This is a genomic window from Brevundimonas sp. GW821-FHT02A10, from assembly GCF_059422025.1.
This window is the reverse complement of record NZ_JBWKWC010000008.1, coordinates 62,274-81,768: the sequence shown is the minus strand read 5'-3', so window position 1 is coordinate 81,768 and position 19,495 is coordinate 62,274. Positions and strand designations below refer to the sequence as shown.

Sequence of the window (19,495 nt, the reverse complement as noted above, 5' to 3'; positions counted from 1 at the left end):
GCTTGTCCACCGCCGCCTGACACCTTGCGGTAGTGAAACAAGCTGCGCAGCGATCATGAGCAACGGCTTCAACGAAAACCTGCGTGAAAGCGCGGTTTTCAACCTCAACAATGCCGTGACCATGGTGGTGGACGATTCGGCCTTCGGGCTCGACCTGACCACTCTCGCCCTGCGCGGATTCGGCATCCAGGTTCGCTATTCCTGCTTCAGCGCCGCCGACGCCATCAAGATCCTGCAAGACCATCAGGTCGATCTGATCCTGGTGGACTGCGAAATGCCCGGCATGGACGGCCATGAGTTCGTCCGCTGGGTGCGCAACTCCGGGCTGGAGCCCAACGCCTATACCCCGATCATCATGACCGCGGCCCACGTCCGGAAGTCCAAGGTTGGCGACGTGCGCGACTGCGGGGCCAACTATCTGGTCACCAAGCCCTTCAGCCCCTCAAGCCTGCTGGAGCGGCTGATCTGGGTCGCGCGTGACACCCGGCCCTTCCTTGAGGTCGGGGAATACAAGGGGCCGGATCGTCGGATGCGCGAGGCCCGCCCCCGCGAGCGCAACGAGCGCCGCTCCGACATGATCGCTCTCAATAACAAGCAGGCCAGGTCGCTGGCCGAGGCTATCGAACAAGCGGATCCCATCTGATGGTCGTCGTCCTCAGAAAAGAGCGGAAGTCGCGGCTGTCCGCCATGATCGACCAGGCCGGCGGCATCAGCGTCGGCGTCGCCCTGGCCCAGGCGCGGGCCAACCTCGAGACCCTGCAGGCGCAAAGCCAGACCATCGTCGCCGAGCGCGTCGCCATGCTCACGGCCCTGCCCGAGCCTGATCGCGCGGTTCCGAACGCCGCCCGCGCCGCGATGGACAACGCCTATGAGATCGCCAGCGCCGTCATCGACGCGGCCGGACCGTTCGAACTGATCGACCTGTGCACGGTCGCCGGCGGCCTGTGCGACCTGATCGACGCGGCGCCCGAAAACCGTCCGTTCGACTGGCGCATCGTCACCGTCCACGCCCAGTCGATGCAACTGATCCTGAGCCTGCCGCTCGAAGCCGTGGCGGAGCGCGCCCAGGTGCTGGACAGCCTGAAACAGGTCATGGCCAAGAAAATCCCCGCCACTTCGGGCGAGGACAGCGATGAGGTCGAGGCCGATCCGGCCTGATCACTCGCCCGGTTGCAGGGCCTCGGCCCGGGCCGCCCGCGCGCCCCGCGTCTGCTTCTTCCACAGCGCCGCATATTCCCCGCCGACCCGCGCCACCAGTTCGTGGTGGGCGCCGCGTTCGACGATCCGCCCGGCCTTGAGCACCAGGATCTGGTCGGCGTCGGCGATGGTCGACAGCCGGTGGGCGACCACAAGCGTCGTGCGGCCAGCCTGGGCCTTCCTCAGCGTCTTCTGGATCGCGGCCTCCGTGCGGCTGTCCAGCGCGCTGGTCGCCTCGTCGAGGATCAGGATGCAGGGATCGGCCAGCAAGGCGCGGGCGATGCCGACCCTCTGACGCTCGCCGCCCGACAGCTTCAGGCCGCGCTCGCCGACCCTGGTCTCCATGCCGTCGGGCAGGTTGCGGATGAAGTCCGCCAGTTCCGCCGCCTCGGCCGCCGCCCAGATCGCCGCCTCGTCCGCATCGGGGCGGGCGAAGGCGATGTTGACCCTGAGGCTGTCGTTGAACAGGGCCACGTCCTGCGGCACCAGGGCGACCGCCTGACGCAGTGACGACTGGGTCACGTCGCGCAGGTCGCGGCCATCGATCAGTACACGGCCGGACTGCGGGTCCAGCAATCTCAGCGCCAGTTTGACGATGGTCGACTTGCCCGAACCCGACGGCCCCACCAGCGCCGTGGTGGTGCCGGGCGCGGCGACGAAGTCCACGTCCTCCAGCCCGTTGGCGCGGGCGTCGTGACGGAAGGAGACGCTCTCGAAAGCGATGGAGCCGCCCCGCGCATCCTCCGCACTCGGCAGGTCGGGCGCGCCAGAGGCGTCGGCCACCTGTGGCGTCTGGCGCGTGATCTTGAGCATCTCCTCCATGTCGATGAAGGACTGACGGATTTCGCGATAGGCGAAGCCGAGGATGTTCAGCGGGGCGTAGAGGGAGATCATGATCAGGACGGCCGCGGTGACATCGCCCGGCCCCATCCGTCCCGCCGCGGCCTCGAACCCGGCCAGCACGGCCATGACGCCGAGGCCGACATTCATGATCAGCGCCTGGACGCCGTTCAGCAGGGCCAATGAGGAGTTCGCCTTCAGCGCCGCGACATTATAGGCCCCCAGCGCCCGGTCGTAGCCCTCGGCGGCGCGGGCCTCGGCCCCGAACGACTTTACGGTCTCGTAGTTGAGCAGGGCGTCGACGGCCAAACCCGCCGCTTCCGAATCGGCGGCGTTCATCACCCGCCGGTGCTCGATCCGCCAGTTGGACACGCCGAAGGTCAGGCCGGTGTAGATCACCACCACCACCACGGCGACGGCCGCGAATCGCCAGTCGTACTTGCCGCCCAGAACCGCCGCCGCCAGCGCCAGCTCCACCACGGTCGGGACCAGGTTGAAGGCCAGAATCCGCAGCAGGAAGTCCACGGCCCGTGCGCCCCTGTCCATGGTCCGCGACAGGGAGCCCGACCGTTTGGTCTGGTGGAAGTCCAGCGACAGGTTGAGCGCGTGGGCAAAGGTCTCGGCCGCCGTGCGCCGCTGGGCCGCCGCCCGCACGGGCGCGAAGACCACGTCGGAAATCTGGGGTGTCGCGGCCGAGAGGAAGCGCACCACAGCCCAGCCCACGGCGAAGGCTGCAAAGCCCAGGCCGACGGAGACACCCGCCCCCTGCCCGCGCGACAGATGATTGACTGCGGCGCCCAGAACCAGCGGCGCCAGCACGCCCAGGCCCTTGCCCGCCAGGGTCAGGAGAATCGCCCCGAACAGGCGCAGGCGCAGCTGCGGCGCGCCCGACCGTCCCACCAGCCGCGTCAGATCGGCCAGGGCAGCGAAGGTGTTGGGGTCCTCGGGTTTGTCGGTCGGCGCGCCGGCCCGGGCCTCCGGACCCTTGTTGCGTCCCCCGCGCCCGCCGCGCTCACTGCCTCTCATCGTCATCGCCTGCATATGGATGGCGCCGGACCCGGAAGAAAGGGCGACGACCGAACCATCCCCGGCGGCGAACCCCTTCCCCCGCGGCGACGCTTCGTCACACCGCCATGGGGATAAAAAATCCCTCGCCTGATCAGAGACTTAGAGCAGCTGTAACACGCCTTGACCAAAGCCCCCCTCGCCTATAGGTTCCGCGCCGAATTCAGACCCCGTCCGGGCTTGCCGGGACGCTGAGCAAACACAACCCATGTCCCTGCCTACGGAATCGCGCGAAGAGGCGATCAAACGCCTCAACGACAGCGCATCCTCTCTGGAGGCGCGGACCGCCCCTCCCATGTCGCATGAAGCGGCGGGTCAGGCGGCGGCGGGACAGGCGTGGCGCATCATCGCCGACCTGTTCGGCGGGGTGTTCGTGGGCCTGGCTCTGGGCGCGATCGTGGACTGGTATTTCCATATCGGTCCCGCAGGGTTGATCGGTGGCGTCCTTCTGGGCTTCGCCGTTTCGGTATGGATGGCCTGGCTGACGGCGCAACGCCTGATGGCCCAGGCCAAGGCAAGTGGAGTGGAGCCGAAGTCGGTTCCGTTCGACGAAGACGAAGAAGACTAAGGGGCCCATGGCTGATCCGCTTCACCAGTTTAAGATCGAACCCCTGATCGATTTCGGGGATGTGACCCTGCCTGTCGTGGGCACGCAGCACATCGCGTTCACCAACTCGCACCTGGCGATGACCATCGCCTTCGGCCTGGTGGTCCTGTTCCTGCAGCTGTTCACCGCGAAGGCCACGGTCGTTCCGGGCCGGATGCAGGCCGTCGGCGAGACGATGTTCGGCATGATCGACGGCATCGTCGATTCCATCATCGGTCACGAGGGCCGCAAGCTCTTCCCGTTCGTCTTCACGGTCTTCACCTTCATCCTGGCCATGAACTTCATCGGCCTGTTCCTGACCTTCACCGCGACCTCGCAGATCGCCGTGACCGCCACCTTCGGCGTGATCACCATCCTGCTGGTGCTGGCCATCGGCTTCGCCAAGCACGGCCTCGGCTTCTTCAAGCTGTTCGTGCCGTCGGGCGTGCCGATCGTGATCCTGCCCGTCATCGTGATCATCGAGTTCGTGTCGTTCCTGCTGCGCCCGGTCACCCTGACCCTTCGTCTGTTCGGCAACATGATGGGCGGCCACGTCGCCCTGAAGGTGTTCGCCGGCTTCGTGGTCGTGGGCGTCACCGGCGTCGTCGGCTGGCTCGGCATCCCGATCGCCCTGCTCTCGCTGGGCATGACGGTCGGCCTGACCGCCCTCGAGTTCCTGGTGGCCTTCCTTCAGGCCTTCGTTTTCGCCGTTCTGACCTGCATCTACCTCAACGATGTGGTCAACCTGGGCCACGGGCACTAAAGCCCACCCCCAGTTCGTTCCAACCAACCCACCTCAGACTAGGATAAAGACCATGGACGCAGAAGCCGCCAAGCTCATCGGCGCAGGCCTCGCAATGACCGGCATGATCGGCGCCGGCATCGGCGTCGGCAACATCTTCGGCAGCTTCCTGACGGGCGCCCTGCGCAACCCGTCGGCCGCCGGCTCGCAAATCGGCAACCTGTTCGTGGGCGCGGCTCTGGCCGAAGCCCTGGGCATCCTGTCGTTCGTTCTGGGCATCCTGCTCTACTCGGCCTGATACCCGCCTTCGAGACGGCGCGGCGCCCGAGCGATCGGTCGCCGCGCCTCTTCGCCTGATTTGATACCGGACACCTGATGGCCGCTGAAACCCACGAAGTCGTTCCCACCGCCCCGAACGCCGAGCACTCGGCCCAGGTCGGTACTGTGAACACCACCCATGCCACGACCGAGGTCGCGCATGAGGAAAGCTCGGGCGGCCTGCCGCAGTTCGAGTTCCAGCACTGGTTCGGCCAGATCGTCTATCTGGTCTTCCTGTTCGCCATTCTCTACTGGCTGATCGCCAAGGTCTTCGCGCCGCGTATGCGCAAGGTCCTGGACGAACGCGCCGACACCATTTCCACCGCCGTCGCCACCGCGCGGCAGGTCCAGGCCGAGGCCGCCGGCCAGGCCGAGCAGGCCAAGGCTGAAGTCGCCGAAGCCCGCGCCCAGGCCCGCGCCACCGCCGCCGCCGCCAAGGCCCGCGTCACCGACGAAGCCAACAAGCGCGCCGCCGAGGAAGAGGCCGTGGTCAGCGCCCGCATCGCCGAGGCCGAGACCGCCATCGGCAAGACCCGCGACGCCGCCATGACCAATGTCGCTTCGATCGCGACCGACACCGCCTCGGCCATCGTCGAGCGCCTGACCGGCAAGGCCCCCACGGCCGCCGAGGCGACCGCCGCCGTCAAGGGAGCCGCATAAGATGCCCGCATTCCTCGAGCCGCATTTCTACAACTTCGCCGAGCCCGAACTTTGGGTCGCCATCGGCCTGCTGATCTTCATCGGCATCGTGATCTTCGTCGGCGCGCCGAAGATGATCGCCGCCCAGCTGGACGCCAAGGCCGCCAAGATCCAGTCCGAACTGGACGAGGCCGCCCGCCTGCGTTCGGAAGCCGAAGCCCTGCTCAAGCAGATCCGCGCCGAAAAGGCCGAGGCTGAAGCCCAGGCCGCCGAAATGCTCCGCGCCGCCGAGGCCGACGCCCGCGTCATGGAGACCGAGGCCAAGGCCAAGCTGGAAGAAACCCTCGCCCGCCGTCAGGCCCTGGCCGAGCGCCGCATCGCCCAGGCCGAGGCCCAGGCGTCCGCAGAAGTGAAAGCTGCCGCCGCCGACCTGGCCGCGCGCGCCGCCGAACAGATCCTGACCGCCCGCGTTTCGGGTCAGAAGAGCGATCCCCTGCTCGACGCCGCCATCGCCCAGATCGGCGCCCGCCTCAACTAGAGGCCGACGCTTACGGCAACGACATCAGGCCCCGCCGGCGACGGCGGGGCCTTTTTCGTACTCAGTGAGCGGGGATGCCGCCGGCCATCAGCTTGGCCGCCTTCTTCTCGCGCGTGACCAGCTCGCCGTAAACGAGCCCCAGCACGATCCCGAACACCACATTGGTGATCAGCAGCCAGGCCACGACGCCGAAGCCGGCGTCACCCGCGAAGATGCCCGGTCCCCCGAAGAGGAAGACGCCCGTCATCATGATGACGAAGGCGCCCACCGAAAAGGCGATGCCCTTGGTGGCCTGGGTGTCGGTGGGCAGCCGGGGGCAAAGAATGCCGAACAGCGGCCCGAGGACGACGGTCCCCATCAGGAAGTGGGCGATCCAGCCGACGGCGACATTGCCGTCCATGCCGATCATATTGGCCACGATGGCCGGAAACGACGGGGTGAACCACGGCCCCGCGAACTGATTGACCGCCTCCAGTGCGAAGACGACCAGTGTGGCCGCGAAGCCGGCGACCAGTCCCTTTTTAACGCGTGACATCATAACGACAGCGCCTCCCAACGCCTTTTTCCGTTCCGATAACGCAGGGAGGAGTCTACGCCTGTCCTGTCAGGACGCTATTCGGCCACATTCACAAACGCGTGCTTCGCGCCTGCGACAACGCAAGCGCGAAAAGCGTCGTTTTCGGGGGCGGTCAGATCAGGCGAAAACGGGTTTGCGCGGGGTGCGGCGCAGGCGTTTGCGCCAGCCCTTGAGCGGCCGGTTGGCGCGGCGCAGCACCAGCTTCTCGGCCCGCAGCGCCTGTTGCCAGAACACCGGGGCGAACTCCGGACGCTTCCGCATCAGGCGGCGGAACGGATAGACCCATTTCGGCCTGGCGTACTGGGCGCGGATGAACAGCCGCTTGGCCTTCCACGAGCCGCGCAGGATCAGCACCAGACCCAGGGTGACGACCGGAATGCCGCCAGGGCCCGGCAGCGGCCCGATCAGCAGGCCCAGGATGACCACCAGCACCCCGGCGATCATCAGCGCCGAGCGCTTGAGGGCGCGCAACGGATCGCGGGAGCGAGACGAAAATCCGGAAGGGGCGAAGGCGAGGGTCACGGGAGGTCCAGATAGGAAGGCAGTCTGTTCTGACAACGTCCCCGGTGTTCTCCGGGTCCACGATCTGGCCAAGAAGCCTCGACCGTGACGACCTTGCCACAACGGTGTTTACAATCTGCTTCGGTGGCTGAACCGAGGCTGAACGGTGAAGGTTTTGTAAGCCTCGGCCGCCCTGCCCCGGTCGTGCTCAGCCCGTGATCAGAAGGTCACGCCGGTCAGCTGCTCCGATGCGGCCCAGAGCTTCGCCGCGACCCCGGCATCCAGGGCCTGGGGCTCGATCTTGCCGGGTCCCGGCGGGCCCTTCATCTCCTGCCATCCCTGCGGCCCGAAATACTGGCCGCCTGTGACGCCCGGCATCGTGGCGGCCATCAAGGTCGGCAGGGCGCCGGCCGCCGCGGAATGGCTGGCGAACGGGGTGAGCAGGCTGGTCCCCAGCCGGAACAGAAGCCCGCCCTCCAGCGCCGGTCCATTGGCGATCAGGTCGGTGCGGGCGAACCCCGGGTGGGCCGCGACGCTGGTCAGGCCCCAGCCGTTGGCGGCGCTGCGGCGATCCAGTTCGATCGCGAACATCAGCATGGCCAGCTTGGACTGCTGATAGACGGGCCAGGGCCGATAGCCATGCTCATAGTTCAGATCGTCCAGGCGAATGCGCCCGCCCCGGTGCGCCATGCTCGCCAGCTGCACCACCCGCGCTCTTTGGCCGATCGGCTGGGCCGTCAGCAGAGGCAAGAGACGCGCCGTCAGGGCGAAGTGGGACAGGTAGTTGGTCCCGAACTGCATCTCGAAGCCATCTGCTGTCGTCTGACGCTTCGGCAGGGCCATGACCCCGGCGTTATTGATCAGGATGTCGATCGGCCGGCCCTCGGCCAGCATCCGGTCGGCAAAGGCCTTCACCGAGCCAAGATCGGCCAGGTCGACCTGTTCGAAGCGCAGGACGGCGTCGCGATACCGCCCCCGGATCAGGTTGAGCGCGTCCCTCCCCTTTGCCGGATTGCGCCCGACCAGAATGACCTCTGCCCCGGCGCCGGCCAGATCCAGCGCTGTCTCCAGCCCCAGACCCCCGGTCGCGCCCGTGACGACGGCCAGCTTGCCCGACTGATCGGGAATATCCTTTGTGGTCCAGGTCGCCATGTCGCTATCCTTGTCGTCAGTGAAGTCGCCGGAGAGGCCTTGGTTGCAATATCTGCATCCAATGCAAATATGCAAGACGTGCAAGAAGACAAATTGACACCCCCAGCTGGCCTGCGCGAACGCAAGCGCGCGGAGACCCATGCCCGGATCCAGTCCGAGGCCATGAAATTGTTTCTGGCCAAGGGCTTCGAGGCCACGACGCTGGATGAGATCGCCGAGGCCGCAGGCGTGTCACGCCGCAGCCTGTTCCACTATTTCGGTTCCAAGGAAGAGATCGTCTTTGCCGCCAAGGCCGACTTTCCCGACATCGTCGCCGAGGCCATCGGTCGCCGCCCGGCCGACGAGCCCCTGCTGGACATGGTCGAGAACGCGCTCGTGGACCTGGCCGAACGCCACCAGACGCCCGAGGCCAAGGCCCTGGCGCGGTTGATCCACGACACCCCTGCCCTCTGCGCCGGCGACCAGGCCAAGTACGAGAAGATGGAGCGGGCGCTGTCGAAGGCGCTCAGCGACCGCAAGGGCCTGCCCGAAAGCGACGTGGCCTGCCGCGTCACCGCGTCGGCCGCCATCGGCATCATGAAACTGGCCACAGAGGCCTGGCTGTCCGGCGAGGACGACGGCCCGGAACCCTTCGGCCGCTCGGCCTTCGCGGCCCTGAGGCGGGTGGCGGGCTAGCCGCCACCCGTCGCGGTTACTCCGCCGCGATGTTGGTCCCGGCGGGGGCGGACCAGCGCAGCACCGGCGAGCGGGCGGCGCGGGTTTCGTCCAGGCGCTTGAGCGGAGCGTGGAACGGCGCGCCCTTGAAGCGGTCGACGTCGCCGGCCTTGGCCGCTTCCGCCAGCAGACGCATGGCGTGGATGAAGCGGTCCAGTTCCTGCTTCGACTCCGTCTCGGTCGGCTCGATCAGCATGGCCCCGTGGACGACCAGCGGGAAATACATGGTCATCGGGTGGAAGCCCTCGTCGATCATCGCCTTGGCGAAGTCGAGCGTGGTGATGTCCGTGCCCTTCAGCCATTCGTCGTCGAACAGGGCTTCGTGCATGCACGGGCCGTCGGGGAAGGCCGGGCTCATCAGGTCCGACAGGCGGGCCTTGATGTAGTTGGCGTTCAGGACGGCGTCCTCGGCGACCTGACGCAGGCCGTCCGAGCCGTGGCTCATCATGTAGCTGAGGGCGCGGACATACATGCCCATCTGCCCCTGGAAGGCGCACAGGCGGCCGAAGGCCTGGGCGGCGTCGCCCTCCTCCCGCTCGATCAGTTCATAGCCGTCATCGCCGTGCACGACCCAGGGGGCGGGCGCGAAGGGCGCCAGAGCTTCCGACAGCACCACCGGACCCGCGCCCGGACCGCCGCCGCCGTGGGGCGTGGAGAAGGTCTTGTGCAGGTTGATGTGCATGGCGTCGACGCCGAGGTCGCCCGGGCGAACCCGGCCGACGATGGCGTTGAAGTTGGCGCCGTCGCAGTAGAAGTAGGCCCCAGCCTCGTGCGTCAGGCGGCTGATCTCGAGGATGTCGCGCTCGAACAGGCCGCAGGTGTTGGGATTGGTCACCATGATGGCGGCGACGTCGTCACCCAGCTTGGAAGCCAGGTCGGCGACGTCCACGCGGCCGTCGTCGGTCTGGGCCACTTCCACGACCGAATAGCCGACGAAGGCGGCGGTGGCCGGGTTGGTGCCGTGGGCCGAGGTCGGCACCAGCACCTTGCGGCGCTTCAGATGCTGACCCGAGGCCTCGTGAGCCGCGCGGATGGCCATCAGGCCGCACAGTTCGCCATGGGCCCCAGCCTTCGGAGAAAGCGCGACCGCAGGCATGCCGGTCAGGGTCTTCAGCCAGTGGGCCAGGGTGTCCATCAGCTCCAGCGCGCCCTGCACCGTCGATTGCGGCTGCAGCGGGTGGATGTCCGAGAAGCCCGGCAGGCGCGCCATCTTCTCGTTCAGGCGCGGGTTGTGCTTCATCGTGCACGAACCCAGCGGATAGATGGCCAGGTCGATGGCGTGGTTCTTCTGGCTCAGGCGCACATAGTGGCGCATGGCCTCCGGCTCCGACAGGCCCGGCAGGCCGATCGGGTCGCGGCGGATCAGGTCGCCCAGATCGCCGCCGTCCGTGGCGGGTTCCGGCAGGTCGACGCCGGTCTTTCCCCAGCCTTCGCCTTCGAAGATCAGGTGCTCGTCCTGCAGCAGGCCGCGCGCGCCGGTCAGGGTCGCGGGCTTCGAGGTCACGGCGTTCGGGGCGGTCGGGCGGCCGACGGTGTTCATCGTGCTCATGATCAGGCTCCCAGGACCTTGGTCAGCGACTTGGCGAGAAGCTGGATATCGACGTCGAGCGTCGTCTCGGTGGCGGCGACCAGCAGGACGTCGTCCATGCCGGCGTCGGGCGCCAGACGGCTGTAGGGCACGCCGGCCAGCAGGTGGTGATCGGCCAGGGTCTGGACGACCTCGGCGGCGTTCTTCGGCAGACGCACCGCGAACTCGTTGAAGAAGCGCGGCGTCAGGATCTCGACGCCCGGAATGGCGGCCAGCGCATCGCGCGTCGCCACGGCCTTCTCGTGGTTCAGCAGGGCCAGTTTGCGCAGCCCCGTCTCGCCCAGCAGGCTCATGTGGATGGTGAAGGCCAGGGTGCAGAGGCCGGAATTGGTGCAGATATTCGACGTCGCCTTGTCGCGGCGGATGTGCTGCTCGCGCGTCGACAGGGTCAGGACGAAGCCACGCTCGCCGTCGGCGTCCACGGTCTCGCCGGTCAGGCGGCCGGGCATCTGGCGGATCAGCTTCTCACGCGCGGCGAAGAGGCCGACGTAGGGTCCGCCGAAGTTCAGGGCGTTGCCGATCGACTGGCCTTCGGCGGCGACGATGTCGGCCCCCATCTCGCCGGGCGATTTGAGCAGGCCCATCGACACGGCCTCGGTGACCACGACGATCAGCAGGGCGCCGGCGGCGTGGGCGGCTTCGGCGATCTTGGTCACGTCCGTCGCCGTGCCGAACACGTTAGGGGTCTGGACGACGACGCAGGCGGTGTCCTTGTCGATGGCGTCGATGACGGCGGCTTCGGCGTCAACGGCGGCGGCCAGGGCCTCGGTCTCGACGCCGACGGCGTGGACCACAGTCTCGGTCGCGCGGACATAGTGGGGGTGCACCCCGCCCGAGATGACCGCCTTGTTCCGGCGGGTGACGCGCGTGGCCATCAGCACGCCCTCGGCCATGGCGGTCGAGCCGTCATAGAGAGAGGCGTTGGCGACCGGCATGCCCGTCAGGTTCGCGACCTGGGTCTGGAACTCATAGAGGTACTGCAGCGTCCCCTGCGCGATTTCCGGCTGGTACGGCGTGTAGGAGGTCAGGAACTCCGAGCGCTGGATGATGTGATCCACCGTCGCCGGGACGTGGTGCTTGTAGGCGCCCGCGCCGCAGAAGAAGGGCGCCGAACCGGCCGCGACGTTGCGTCCGGCCATTTTCGACAGGGCCCGCTCGACCTCCAGCTCGCCCGCCACGCGCGGCAGGTCGACAAAGCCCTCGCGCCTCGCGGCCTCGGGCACATCCACGAACAGGTCGTCGATCGATTTGACGCCGATGGCGGCGAGCATCGCCTCACGGTCGTCGGCGGTCAGGGGGAGGTAGCGCATGGCTCGGGTTACCTTGTCATCCCGGAGGGAGCGGGGCGTTTGTCATCCCGGCCGGAGCGGAGCGGAGAGCCGGGACGGGATGGGTCATCTTGGGCGGTCCCGGTCAGTCCGAAGGCTGAGCCGGGACACAGGAAGGTCTTTGGCATGGCCCCGGATGAGCGGTGCTCTCCGGGGCTGAAAACTCAAAAGCGCGTCAGGTCCCGGCTCGGCGCTTCGCTTGGCCGGGATGACAAATTCTAGAGCGTGGTCAGATATTCGTCGTACGCCGCCTGATCGAGCAGGGCGTCGAGCTGCGAGGCGTCCGCGATCCTGATCTTGGCGAACCAGCCATCGGCTTCCGGGGCCGAGTTGACGGTCTCCGGAGCGTTGCCCAGGGCGTCATTGGCCTCGACCACCTCGCCCGAGACGGGGGCGTAGACGTCGGACGCGGCCTTGACGCTCTCGACCACGGCGAAGCTGTCGCCCTTGGTGACGGTCTTGCCGACTTCCGGCACTTCAACGAACACCACGTCGCCCAGGGCGTCGGCGGCGTGTTTGGAGATGCCGACGGTGGCGATGTCGCCGTCGACGCTGACCCACTCGTGATCCTTGGTGAATTTCATGGTGGCGATCCTCAGACGGTCTTGGGTTTGCGGTAGTAGCGGGTGGCGGCGAAGGGCATGGCGATGACCTCGGCGGCGGCGGATTTGCCGCGGACGATGACCTTCAGATCCGTGCCCAGTTCCGAATAGGCGGGGGGCACATAGCCCATGGCGATGTTGCGGCCCAGCGTCGGCGACGGGCCGCCCGAGGTCACCTTGCCGATGATGTTTCCGTCCAGATCGGCGATCTCGGCGCCTTCGCGGGCCGGGGCGCCTTCCTTGATGCTCAGGCCGACGCGAACGCGCGACGGACCCTCGGCCAGTTCCTTCAGGATGCGGTCGGCGCCGTTGAAGTTGGCGGCTTCCTTGCGCGACTTCGACAGGGCGAAGGTCAGGGCGCCCTCGACCGGCGAGGTCGTCGGGTCGATGTCGTGGCCGTGCAGCGGCAGGCCGGCCTCGAGACGCAGGCTGTCGCGCGCGCCCAGACCGATCGGTTTGACCCGGGCGTCTTCGAGGATGGTGTTCCAGATGCGCTCGGCGTCGGCGTTCGGCACGGAGATCTCATAGCCGTCCTCGCCGGTGTAGCCCGAGCGCGAGACGAAGCAGTCGACGCCGAACAGCATCAGACGGGCGCAGTCCATGAAGCCAAACTCGGCCAGAACCGGCTCGTACTTCAGCATCACCTCGGCGGCCTCGGGGCCCTGGATGGCGATCAGCGAGCGGTCGTCGAAGACGGTCAGCTTGGCGTCGCCTTCGAGGTTGGCCTTCCAGAAGGCGAAGTCCTCGTCCTTGTTGCCGGCGTTGACGACGACGAACAGGCCGTCGTGGTCAGGCTTGCCGGCCATCAGGTCGTCGATGATCCCGCCGTCAGTGTTGAGCAGCAGGGAGTACTTCTGCTTGCCCGACTTTAGGATCTGGTAGTCGCCCGGAACGAAGCGCTCGAACTGGGAAATGGCGTCGGTGCCGGTGATCTTGCACTGGCCCATGTGCGACACGTCGAACAGGCCGGCGTGCTCGCGGGTCCAGCGGTGCTCGGCCAGAACCCCTTCGTACTGAACCGGCATGTCATAGCCGCCGAAGCCGACCATGCGGGCTCCGAGCGCGCGGTGTGCGGCGTTCAGGGGGGTGGTCTTCAGGGTTTCGTCAGTCATGCATCCGGCTTTCAGAGTCGCGTCATGGGGCGGAAGCTCCGCCGTCCTCGCGCCCCCGCTGTCCTGAAGCCTGAGAGATTCCAACGCCTTGAGTAAAGGCGTCTTGCTCCGTCGGCGCGCCCTTACAGGCGGCTTTCCAGCGTCCGAATGTCCTCGCGGTCCGTTTGCCTGAGCGTTTCCGGGGCGGTTGCGCCTTCGGCTCCGGGTCGGTGTTTCCACCGCCCGATCTCTCCCGCGAGAGCGAGGCGACCTAGGCCTCGACTCTGGCTCCAAGTCAAGCGCGGCGGGCCATCACGATGCCGCGTAGGCGTCGATCTCGTCGATAAAGGCCGACTTTTCGGCCGAGGTCAGGAACGAGCCTTCGAAGCTGTTCTTCGCCAGACCGATCAGCTGTTCGCGGGTCAGGCCGACGGCTGCCGTCAACTGACGGTAATTCTCGTTCACATAGCCGCCAAAATAGGCCGGGTCATCGGAGTTCAGGGTGACGTGCAGCCCCTGCCGCAGCATCTCGGGCACGGGGTGGTCCTTCAGGTCGTCGACGACGCAGAGTTTGTGGTTCGACAGGGGGCAGACAGTCAGGGTCATCCCCTCCTTCGCCAGCCGTTCGACCAGTTTCGGATCCTCCATCGAGCGGTTGCCGTGGTCCATCCGGTCGATCTTCAGCAGGTCCAGCGCCTCCCAGACATACTCTGGCGGCCCCTCCTCCCCGGCATGGGCGACGCGCTTGAGGCCCATCGAACCCGCCGCGGCGAAGACCGATTTGAACTTGGACGGCGGATGACCGACCTCGGACGAGTCGAGGCCCACGCCCCGGATGCGGTCCAGCCAGGGCTCGGCCTTGCGTAGCGTGGCGAAAGCGGCGTCCTCATCGAGGTGGCGCAGGAAGCAGAGGATCAGCTGGGACGAGACGTCCAGATCGCTCTCGGCCGCCTTCATCCCGGACAGCAGGCCATCGGCGACCACCTGGAACGGAATGCCCCGGTCGGTGTGGGTCTGGGGGTCGAAGAAGATCTCGGCATGCCGCACCCGGTCCGCCGCCGCCCGCTGGAAATAGGCATAGGCCAGGTCGTGAAAGTCCTGCTCGGTCTGCAGGACATTGGCCCCGGCGTAATAGATGTCGAGGAAGTCCTGCAGGTTCGAGAAGTCATAGGCCGCGCGCACGGCCTCGACGCTGTCGAACGGAATCTCGACCTTGTTGCGCTTCGCCAGCTCGAACATCAGTTCAGGCTCGAGACTGCCCTCGATATGCAGATGCAGCTCGGCCTTGGGCAGGCCGTTGATGAAGGCGTCGAGGGACATGGGCAGGCTCCGGATCGGGACCCGTGCAGTCTAACCCGAAACCGGTCCCGCTACGCTACATGCGTTCCGGCGTGGCGATCCCCAGCACGCCCAGCGCCAGCACCAACTGGTCCAGCGCCGCCTTCGACAGGGCCAGACGCGAGGCGCGGGTCGCTTCGTCCGGCGCGACCAGCACCGGGCAGGCCGCGTAGAATTTGGAAAAGGCCTGGGCCAGACGATAGGCGTGTTCCGCGATCAGGTGCGGCATCCGCTTGTCATAGGCGTCCGAGATCGCCTGATCGAAGGCGTCCAGCGTCAGGACCAGATCACGCTCGGCGGGTTCGGTCACCACGATCGGGCCGGGCGTCGCGCCCTGCTCCGCCCCGCGGCGCAGCAGCGAGCGGATGCGGACGACCTGATAGAGCAGATAGGGACCGGTCTTGCCCTCGAAGCTCATGAAGCGGTCGAGGTCGAATATGTAGCTGGTGGTTCGGCTGTTCGACAGGTCGGCGAACTTCAGGGCGGCGATGGCCACCTTGTGGGCGATATCCTCGAACTCGACCGGGTCGACGTCGGCGCCCAGTTTGGCTTCGTGCAGACGGTCGCGCGCCTTGTCGGTCGCCTGGGTGATCAGGTCGTGCAGCTTGAGCACCCCGCCTGCGCGGGTCTTGAACGGCTTGCCGTCGGTGCCGTTCATGGTCCCGAAGCCGAGATGCTCCAGCTCGCCCGGTTTCGCATATCCGGCCAGATAGGCGGCGCGATAGACCTGTTCGAAATGCTCGGCCTGCCGTTCGTCGACGACATAGAGCATCAGATCGGGGTTTAGCGTCTCGCGCCGGTCGACGATGGTCGCCAGATCGGTCGTGCCGTACATGGCCGAACCTTCCGAGCTCACCACCAGCAGCGGCGGCGGGCTGGGCGCCTCAATGACCGAACCGTCGGCCAGCTTCTTCTTGCGCGTCTCGCCCGGTCCGGCGACGTGGACCACCTGGGCGCCGTCGTCCTCGACCAGCAGGCCCTTGGCGGTCAGGTCGGCGATCATCCCGGCCATGCGCGGATCGGCGTCCGATTCCCCGTTCCAGAGATCGAAGGTGACGTCCAGGGCGCCGAACTCACGCTCCAGCGCCGTGCGGCTGACGGCGACGAAATGCTTCCACAGGGCGCGATAGCCGGGGCGTCCGCCCTGCAGCTCGGCCGTCGCCTTGCGGGCGCGGTCGCGATAGGCGGGATCTTCCTTGGCGGTGGCGGCGGCGGCCGGATACAGGCGCTCGAGGTCTTCGAGGCTGACCGGGCTCTCGGCCGGGAACGGCCCCTCGCCTTCGACGAGGAAGCCGTCGGCCTTGCCCTCATCGCCGACAGCGACGATCAGCAGTCCCATCTGGAAGCCCCAGTCGCCGAAGTGGGCGTCGCCCCAGACGGTGTCGCCACGCAGGCGGAACAGCCGCTTCAGGCTCTCACCGATGATCGAGGAGCGCAGGTGGCCGACGTGCATCGGCTTGGCCACGTTCGGGCCAGCATAGTCGACGACCACCTTGCGGGACGCGGCGACGGTCGACGCGCCGGCCAGCACAGCGTCTTCGGCGACGGCCTGGGCCCGCTTCGCCAGGGTCGCGTCGGAGACCTTGAAGTTGATGAAGCCGGGCCCGGCGACCTCGACCGAGGACAGGCGCGGATCGGCGGCCAGCCGTTCGGCGACCTTGCTGGCCAGCTCACGCGGATTGGACTTCAGCGCCTTGGCGGCGGCCAGCGCCCCGTTGGACTGGAAGTCGGCGAGGTCCGGCCGGTCGGAGGGGGTGACCCGCGCGAGCGCCGAATCCACGCCTTCGGCGGCGAAGGCGGCTGCGACCGCTTCGCCCAGTTCGGACTTGAGATCGGTCATTACTGGGCAGCCGGCGGCGTCGGCGCGGGGGTGGTCGTCCCGGCGTTGACGCGGAAGCGGCTACCGTCGCGGTTGAAGTTGGCCATTTCCGGCGTCACGTCGAAACCGACCAGAACCTCGAAATTCGAGCCGCTGACGCTGACGTCCTTGCGCGGAATCACGACGGTCCGCTCTTCCTCGACCGAGGCCGTCTGCTGGCCCTTGAAGTCGACGGGCAGGTCGAAATATTCCTTGGCCAGAACGGCGGCATTCCGCTCAGTGACGGCGATCCAGTAGCGGTAGGTGCGCTGGTCGCCGGTCGCCTGGGCCCCGCGGCCCAGGTTGAACAGCACGTTCATCTGAACGGTGATCGGATCGTCCGAGCGATAGCTGCAGCCCGCAGTGACGCCTTCGATCTCGCCGGTATAGCCGACGTTGGCCAGGGCGGCGCGGTTGTCGGCCAGCTCGACGTAGCGGGCGGCGTCGTAGAGAATCTTCACATAGGGGCACGGGCCGGCGTTGGCCTGCTGGCGCAGGACGCCCTGGCGCGGACCACGGCTGGCGGGCTGCTGATCATCGTCGGCGCCCCGCTGCTGCTGACCGCTGCGATCACGGCTGCCCTGCTGCTGCGGGCCGCCGCTGTACTGGGCATGGGCCACACTGGGAAGCACGCCGGCCATCAGGACGAGGGCGGACAAGGCGGGGACAAGGCGACGCATCAAGGGAATTTCCGACAGCCGAATGGGCGCGCAGCAAAGTGTCGGCGCCCGACACCGCCACGCTGGGTGCTGATAGCGGCTAAAGCGAGGCGCGGCAAACGTCACGCGTGAAAGACGCGCGAGGGCCTTGCTCACTGTGGCGACCCGGTAGCGATTTGGCCGGGAAAGTCCTAGGTTGGGCCCATGAACGCCCATGCGCCGATCAAACGCCCGCTCAAGGTCCGCCTCGCCACCCCGCGGGGATTCTGCGCCGGCGTGGACCGCGCCATCCAGATCGTCGAACGGGCCATCGAGAAGTTCGGCGCCCCCGTTTATGTGCGCCACGAGATCGTCCACAACCGCCACGTCGTCGAGCGTCTGAAGGCCATGGGCGCCGTCTTCGTCCAGGAGCTGGACGAATGCCCCGACGACCGGCCTGTCGTCTTCTCGGCCCACGGTGTGCCGAAATCCGTGCCCGCCAGCGCCCGGGCGCGCGAGATGCTGTTCCTCGACGCGACCTGCCCCCTGGTCTCCAAGGTCCATGTCGAGGCCGAGCGTCACCACAATGCGGGCCGCCACATCCTGCTGATCGGCCATGCGGGCCATCCCGAGGTCGTCGGCACCATGGGCCAGCTGCCCGACGGCGCCATCACCCTGATCGAGACGGTCGAGGACGCCGAGACGGTGCAACGACCGGGTGACGCCCCCCTCGCCTACGCCACCCAGACCACCCTCTCGATGGACGACACGGCCGAGATCCTGAAGACGCTCAAGGCCCGTTTCCCCGAGCTGCCCGACCCGCACAAGGAAGACATCTGCTACGCCACCACCAACCGTCAGGAGGCGGTCAAGGTTCTGGCTGACGGCTGCGATCTGGTGCTGGTGGTCGGCTCGCCCAACTCGTCGAACTCGGTGCGGCTGGTCGAGGTGGCCCTGCGCGGCGGAGCGAAGGACGCCCGGCTGGTGGACGATGCCTCCCAGGTCGACTGGCGCTGGTTCGAGGGCGTGGACACTGTCGGCGTCACCGCCGGCGCCTCGGCTCCCGAGCCCCTGATCCAGGCCTTGATCGCCGCCATCGCCGAGCGTTTCGACACGACCATGGTCAACGACCCGGGCGAGCGCGAGACGGTGACGTTCAAACTGCCGAGGGCGCTGACAGCCTGACGGAGGCGGTTACCCGCGCAACTCAGGCTTCAGGCGGCCAGTAGAGCCATCGCTGCATCCAGTGTTCGCCGCGTCTGAGCAGCAGTTCACGCTCTTGCGGATCTTCATGAGCGACGGCCTCGGCGAACAGCTTGCGGGCGCGTTCGCGACAGTGATTGGCCGACAAGGCCGGCGGTGCGATCAATGCGGGAAGATGGGCCACAGCGATTAGCCTCCGATCTGTTGGCTATCCCCAACATCGCCCACCGCAGTCAAATCTCATCCGGAACCCTACTGAGGGCGGTCGCGGACTCCCGATTTAATCTTTGGAAACAACTCGCCCAAGCCCAGGCGGATTACCGCGAGGCGTCGTCGCCCTCGATGAAATCCTGGGCGAACTCGGGCTGGTCGCCGTCCTCGATGGGGTCTTCCTCGTCGGCGTCGGAGCCGCGTGAGGGATCAGGCACCTCGAAACCGGTGGGCAGGGAGAGGTCCAGCAGGCCCGCCGCCTTCATCTCCGCCGCGCCCGGCAGGTCATAGAGGCTGGCCAGGCCGAAATGCTCGAGGAAGCGGTCGGCGGTGGCGTAGGTGACCGGCCGGCCCGGCGTGCGCCGACGCCCGCGCAGCCGCACGAAGCCCATCTCCAGCAGCAGGTCCAGCGTCCCGCGCGAGATCGACACCCCGCGCACGCTCTCGATCTCGGCCCGGGTGACGGGCTGGTGATAGGCGATGATGGCCAGGGTCTCGAGCGCGGCCTTGGAGAGGCGACGCGGCTCTTCGCGCTCCTCGGTCATCAGGAAGGACAGGTCCGCCGCCGTGCGGAACCGCCAGCGGTCGGCGACGCACTCCAGCTCCACCCCCCTGCCCTCATAGCGTTTGCGCAGACCCGAAATGGCGGCGCCGACGTCGGTCCCCTCCGGCAGTCGACGCGCAATCTCGGCGGCCGACAGCGGCCCGGCGGCGGCGAACAGCAGCGCCTCGACGCGGCGCTCCATCTCGGTCTCGTCGGGAACGAACTG

The 19,495-nt window shown here is 67.4% G+C and carries 22 protein-coding genes and 2 riboswitches; of the genes, 9 read left to right on the top strand and 13 right to left on the bottom strand.

The features are described 5' to 3' along the window. Positions 1-55 precede the first annotated feature (55 nt). A complete protein-coding gene (locus AC07U0_RS17550; protein ID WP_494721268.1) occupies positions 56-643 on the top strand; it encodes a response regulator in 588 nt (195 codons plus the stop codon). Then, complete coding sequence (locus AC07U0_RS17545) at positions 643-1,158, top strand: chemotaxis protein CheE (RefSeq protein ID WP_494721267.1); 516 nt, start codon at positions 643-645, stop codon at positions 1,156-1,158. The genes AC07U0_RS17550 and AC07U0_RS17545 overlap by 1 nt, the downstream gene beginning before the upstream one ends. On the opposite strand, the gene AC07U0_RS17540 is transcribed toward AC07U0_RS17545, so the two are convergent. After that, positions 1,159-3,063, bottom strand: a complete 1,905-nt coding sequence (locus AC07U0_RS17540; RefSeq protein WP_494721266.1) for an ABCB family ABC transporter ATP-binding protein/permease — start codon at positions 3,061-3,063, stop codon at positions 1,159-1,161. 247 nt (positions 3,064-3,310) lie between these two features. Here AC07U0_RS17540 and AC07U0_RS17535 point away from each other — a divergent pair, with 247 nt between their 5' ends. From AC07U0_RS17535 to AC07U0_RS17515, 5 genes are all read left to right on the top strand, one after another. Next, a complete protein-coding gene (locus AC07U0_RS17535; RefSeq protein WP_494721265.1) occupies positions 3,311-3,670 on the top strand; it encodes an AtpZ/AtpI family protein in 360 nt (119 codons plus the stop codon). A 7-nt stretch (positions 3,671-3,677) separates the two neighbouring features. Further along, positions 3,678-4,451: a F0F1 ATP synthase subunit A gene (locus AC07U0_RS17530; protein ID WP_494721264.1), complete on the top strand. Its 774-nt coding sequence runs from the start codon at positions 3,678-3,680 to the stop codon at positions 4,449-4,451. 52 nt (positions 4,452-4,503) lie between these two features. Further along, complete coding sequence (locus AC07U0_RS17525; RefSeq protein WP_477015670.1) at positions 4,504-4,728, top strand: F0F1 ATP synthase subunit C; 225 nt, start codon at positions 4,504-4,506, stop codon at positions 4,726-4,728. A gap of 77 nt (positions 4,729-4,805) precedes the next feature. Then, a complete protein-coding gene (locus tag AC07U0_RS17520; protein ID WP_494721263.1) occupies positions 4,806-5,408 on the top strand; it encodes a F0F1 ATP synthase subunit B family protein in 603 nt (200 codons plus the stop codon). 1 nt (position 5,409) lies between these two features. Beyond that, complete coding sequence (locus AC07U0_RS17515; RefSeq protein ID WP_494721262.1) at positions 5,410-5,925, top strand: F0F1 ATP synthase subunit B; 516 nt, start codon at positions 5,410-5,412, stop codon at positions 5,923-5,925. Between the two features lie 61 nt (positions 5,926-5,986). On the opposite strand, the gene AC07U0_RS17510 is transcribed toward AC07U0_RS17515, so the two are convergent. From AC07U0_RS17510 to AC07U0_RS17500, 3 genes are all read right to left on the bottom strand, one after another. Continuing rightward, positions 5,987-6,463: a DUF6789 family protein gene (locus AC07U0_RS17510; protein WP_494721261.1), complete on the bottom strand. Its 477-nt coding sequence runs from the start codon at positions 6,461-6,463 to the stop codon at positions 5,987-5,989. Between the two features lie 156 nt (positions 6,464-6,619). Next, positions 6,620-7,024, bottom strand: a complete 405-nt coding sequence (locus AC07U0_RS17505) for a hypothetical protein (protein ID WP_494721260.1) — start codon at positions 7,022-7,024, stop codon at positions 6,620-6,622. A 198-nt stretch (positions 7,025-7,222) separates the two neighbouring features. Then, positions 7,223-8,155, bottom strand: coding sequence for an SDR family oxidoreductase (locus AC07U0_RS17500; RefSeq protein ID WP_494721259.1), 933 nt, complete (start codon positions 8,153-8,155; stop codon positions 7,223-7,225). A 93-nt stretch (positions 8,156-8,248) separates the two neighbouring features. On the opposite strand from AC07U0_RS17500, the gene AC07U0_RS17495 reads away from it, so the two are divergent. Then, the gene (locus AC07U0_RS17495) at positions 8,249-8,830 is read left to right on the top strand and encodes a TetR/AcrR family transcriptional regulator (protein WP_494721258.1); all 582 of its coding nucleotides are present in this window, start codon (positions 8,249-8,251) and stop codon (positions 8,828-8,830) included. Between the two features lie 16 nt (positions 8,831-8,846). Here the strand turns inward: AC07U0_RS17495 and gcvPB are convergent, their stop codons facing one another. From gcvPB to AC07U0_RS17460, 7 genes are all read right to left on the bottom strand, one after another. Then, a complete protein-coding gene (gene gcvPB, locus AC07U0_RS17490) occupies positions 8,847-10,418 on the bottom strand; it encodes an aminomethyl-transferring glycine dehydrogenase subunit GcvPB (RefSeq protein ID WP_494721257.1) in 1,572 nt (523 codons plus the stop codon). 2 nt (positions 10,419-10,420) lie between these two features. Then, entirely contained in the window at positions 10,421-11,767 is a 1,347-nt protein-coding gene (gene gcvPA / locus AC07U0_RS17485; protein WP_494721256.1) for an aminomethyl-transferring glycine dehydrogenase subunit GcvPA, read from the bottom strand. 236 nt (positions 11,768-12,003) lie between these two features. Next, positions 12,004-12,369 (bottom strand): glycine cleavage system protein GcvH, encoded by a 366-nt coding sequence (gene gcvH, locus AC07U0_RS17480; protein ID WP_494721255.1) that lies wholly within the window; start codon positions 12,367-12,369, stop codon positions 12,004-12,006. Between the two features lie 11 nt (positions 12,370-12,380). Then, on the bottom strand, positions 12,381-13,499 hold the full coding sequence (gene gcvT / locus AC07U0_RS17475; protein ID WP_494721254.1) for a glycine cleavage system aminomethyltransferase GcvT: 1,119 nt from the start codon (positions 13,497-13,499) through the stop codon (positions 12,381-12,383). A gap of 56 nt (positions 13,500-13,555) precedes the next feature. Continuing rightward, positions 13,556-13,641: riboswitch (glycine riboswitch) on the bottom strand. A gap of 4 nt (positions 13,642-13,645) precedes the next feature. Then, a riboswitch (glycine riboswitch) is annotated at positions 13,646-13,744 on the bottom strand. A gap of 46 nt (positions 13,745-13,790) precedes the next feature. Beyond that, positions 13,791-14,798 carry an adenosine deaminase gene (locus AC07U0_RS17470; RefSeq protein WP_494721253.1) on the bottom strand — a complete coding sequence of 336 codons (1,008 nt, stop codon included), beginning with the start codon at positions 14,796-14,798 and terminating at the stop codon, positions 13,791-13,793. 55 nt (positions 14,799-14,853) lie between these two features. Next, positions 14,854-16,656: an arginine--tRNA ligase gene (gene argS / locus AC07U0_RS17465; protein ID WP_494721252.1), complete on the bottom strand. Its 1,803-nt coding sequence runs from the start codon at positions 16,654-16,656 to the stop codon at positions 14,854-14,856. Then, positions 16,656-17,354 (bottom strand): Tat pathway signal sequence domain protein, encoded by a 699-nt coding sequence (locus AC07U0_RS17460; protein ID WP_494721251.1) that lies wholly within the window; start codon positions 17,352-17,354, stop codon positions 16,656-16,658. The genes argS and AC07U0_RS17460 overlap by 1 nt, the downstream gene beginning before the upstream one ends. A gap of 183 nt (positions 17,355-17,537) precedes the next feature. Between AC07U0_RS17460 and ispH the strand changes: the two genes are divergently transcribed. After that, entirely contained in the window at positions 17,538-18,497 is a 960-nt protein-coding gene (ispH, locus tag AC07U0_RS17455) for a 4-hydroxy-3-methylbut-2-enyl diphosphate reductase (RefSeq protein ID WP_494721250.1), read from the top strand. A gap of 22 nt (positions 18,498-18,519) precedes the next feature. Here the strand turns inward: ispH and AC07U0_RS17450 are convergent, their stop codons facing one another. Further along, complete coding sequence (locus tag AC07U0_RS17450; RefSeq protein WP_494721249.1) at positions 18,520-18,699, bottom strand: hypothetical protein; 180 nt, start codon at positions 18,697-18,699, stop codon at positions 18,520-18,522. A 133-nt stretch (positions 18,700-18,832) separates the two neighbouring features. After that, positions 18,833-19,471 carry an SMC-Scp complex subunit ScpB gene (scpB, locus tag AC07U0_RS17445; protein WP_494721315.1) on the bottom strand — a complete coding sequence of 213 codons (639 nt, stop codon included), beginning with the start codon at positions 19,469-19,471 and terminating at the stop codon, positions 18,833-18,835. Positions 19,472-19,495 lie beyond the last annotated feature (24 nt).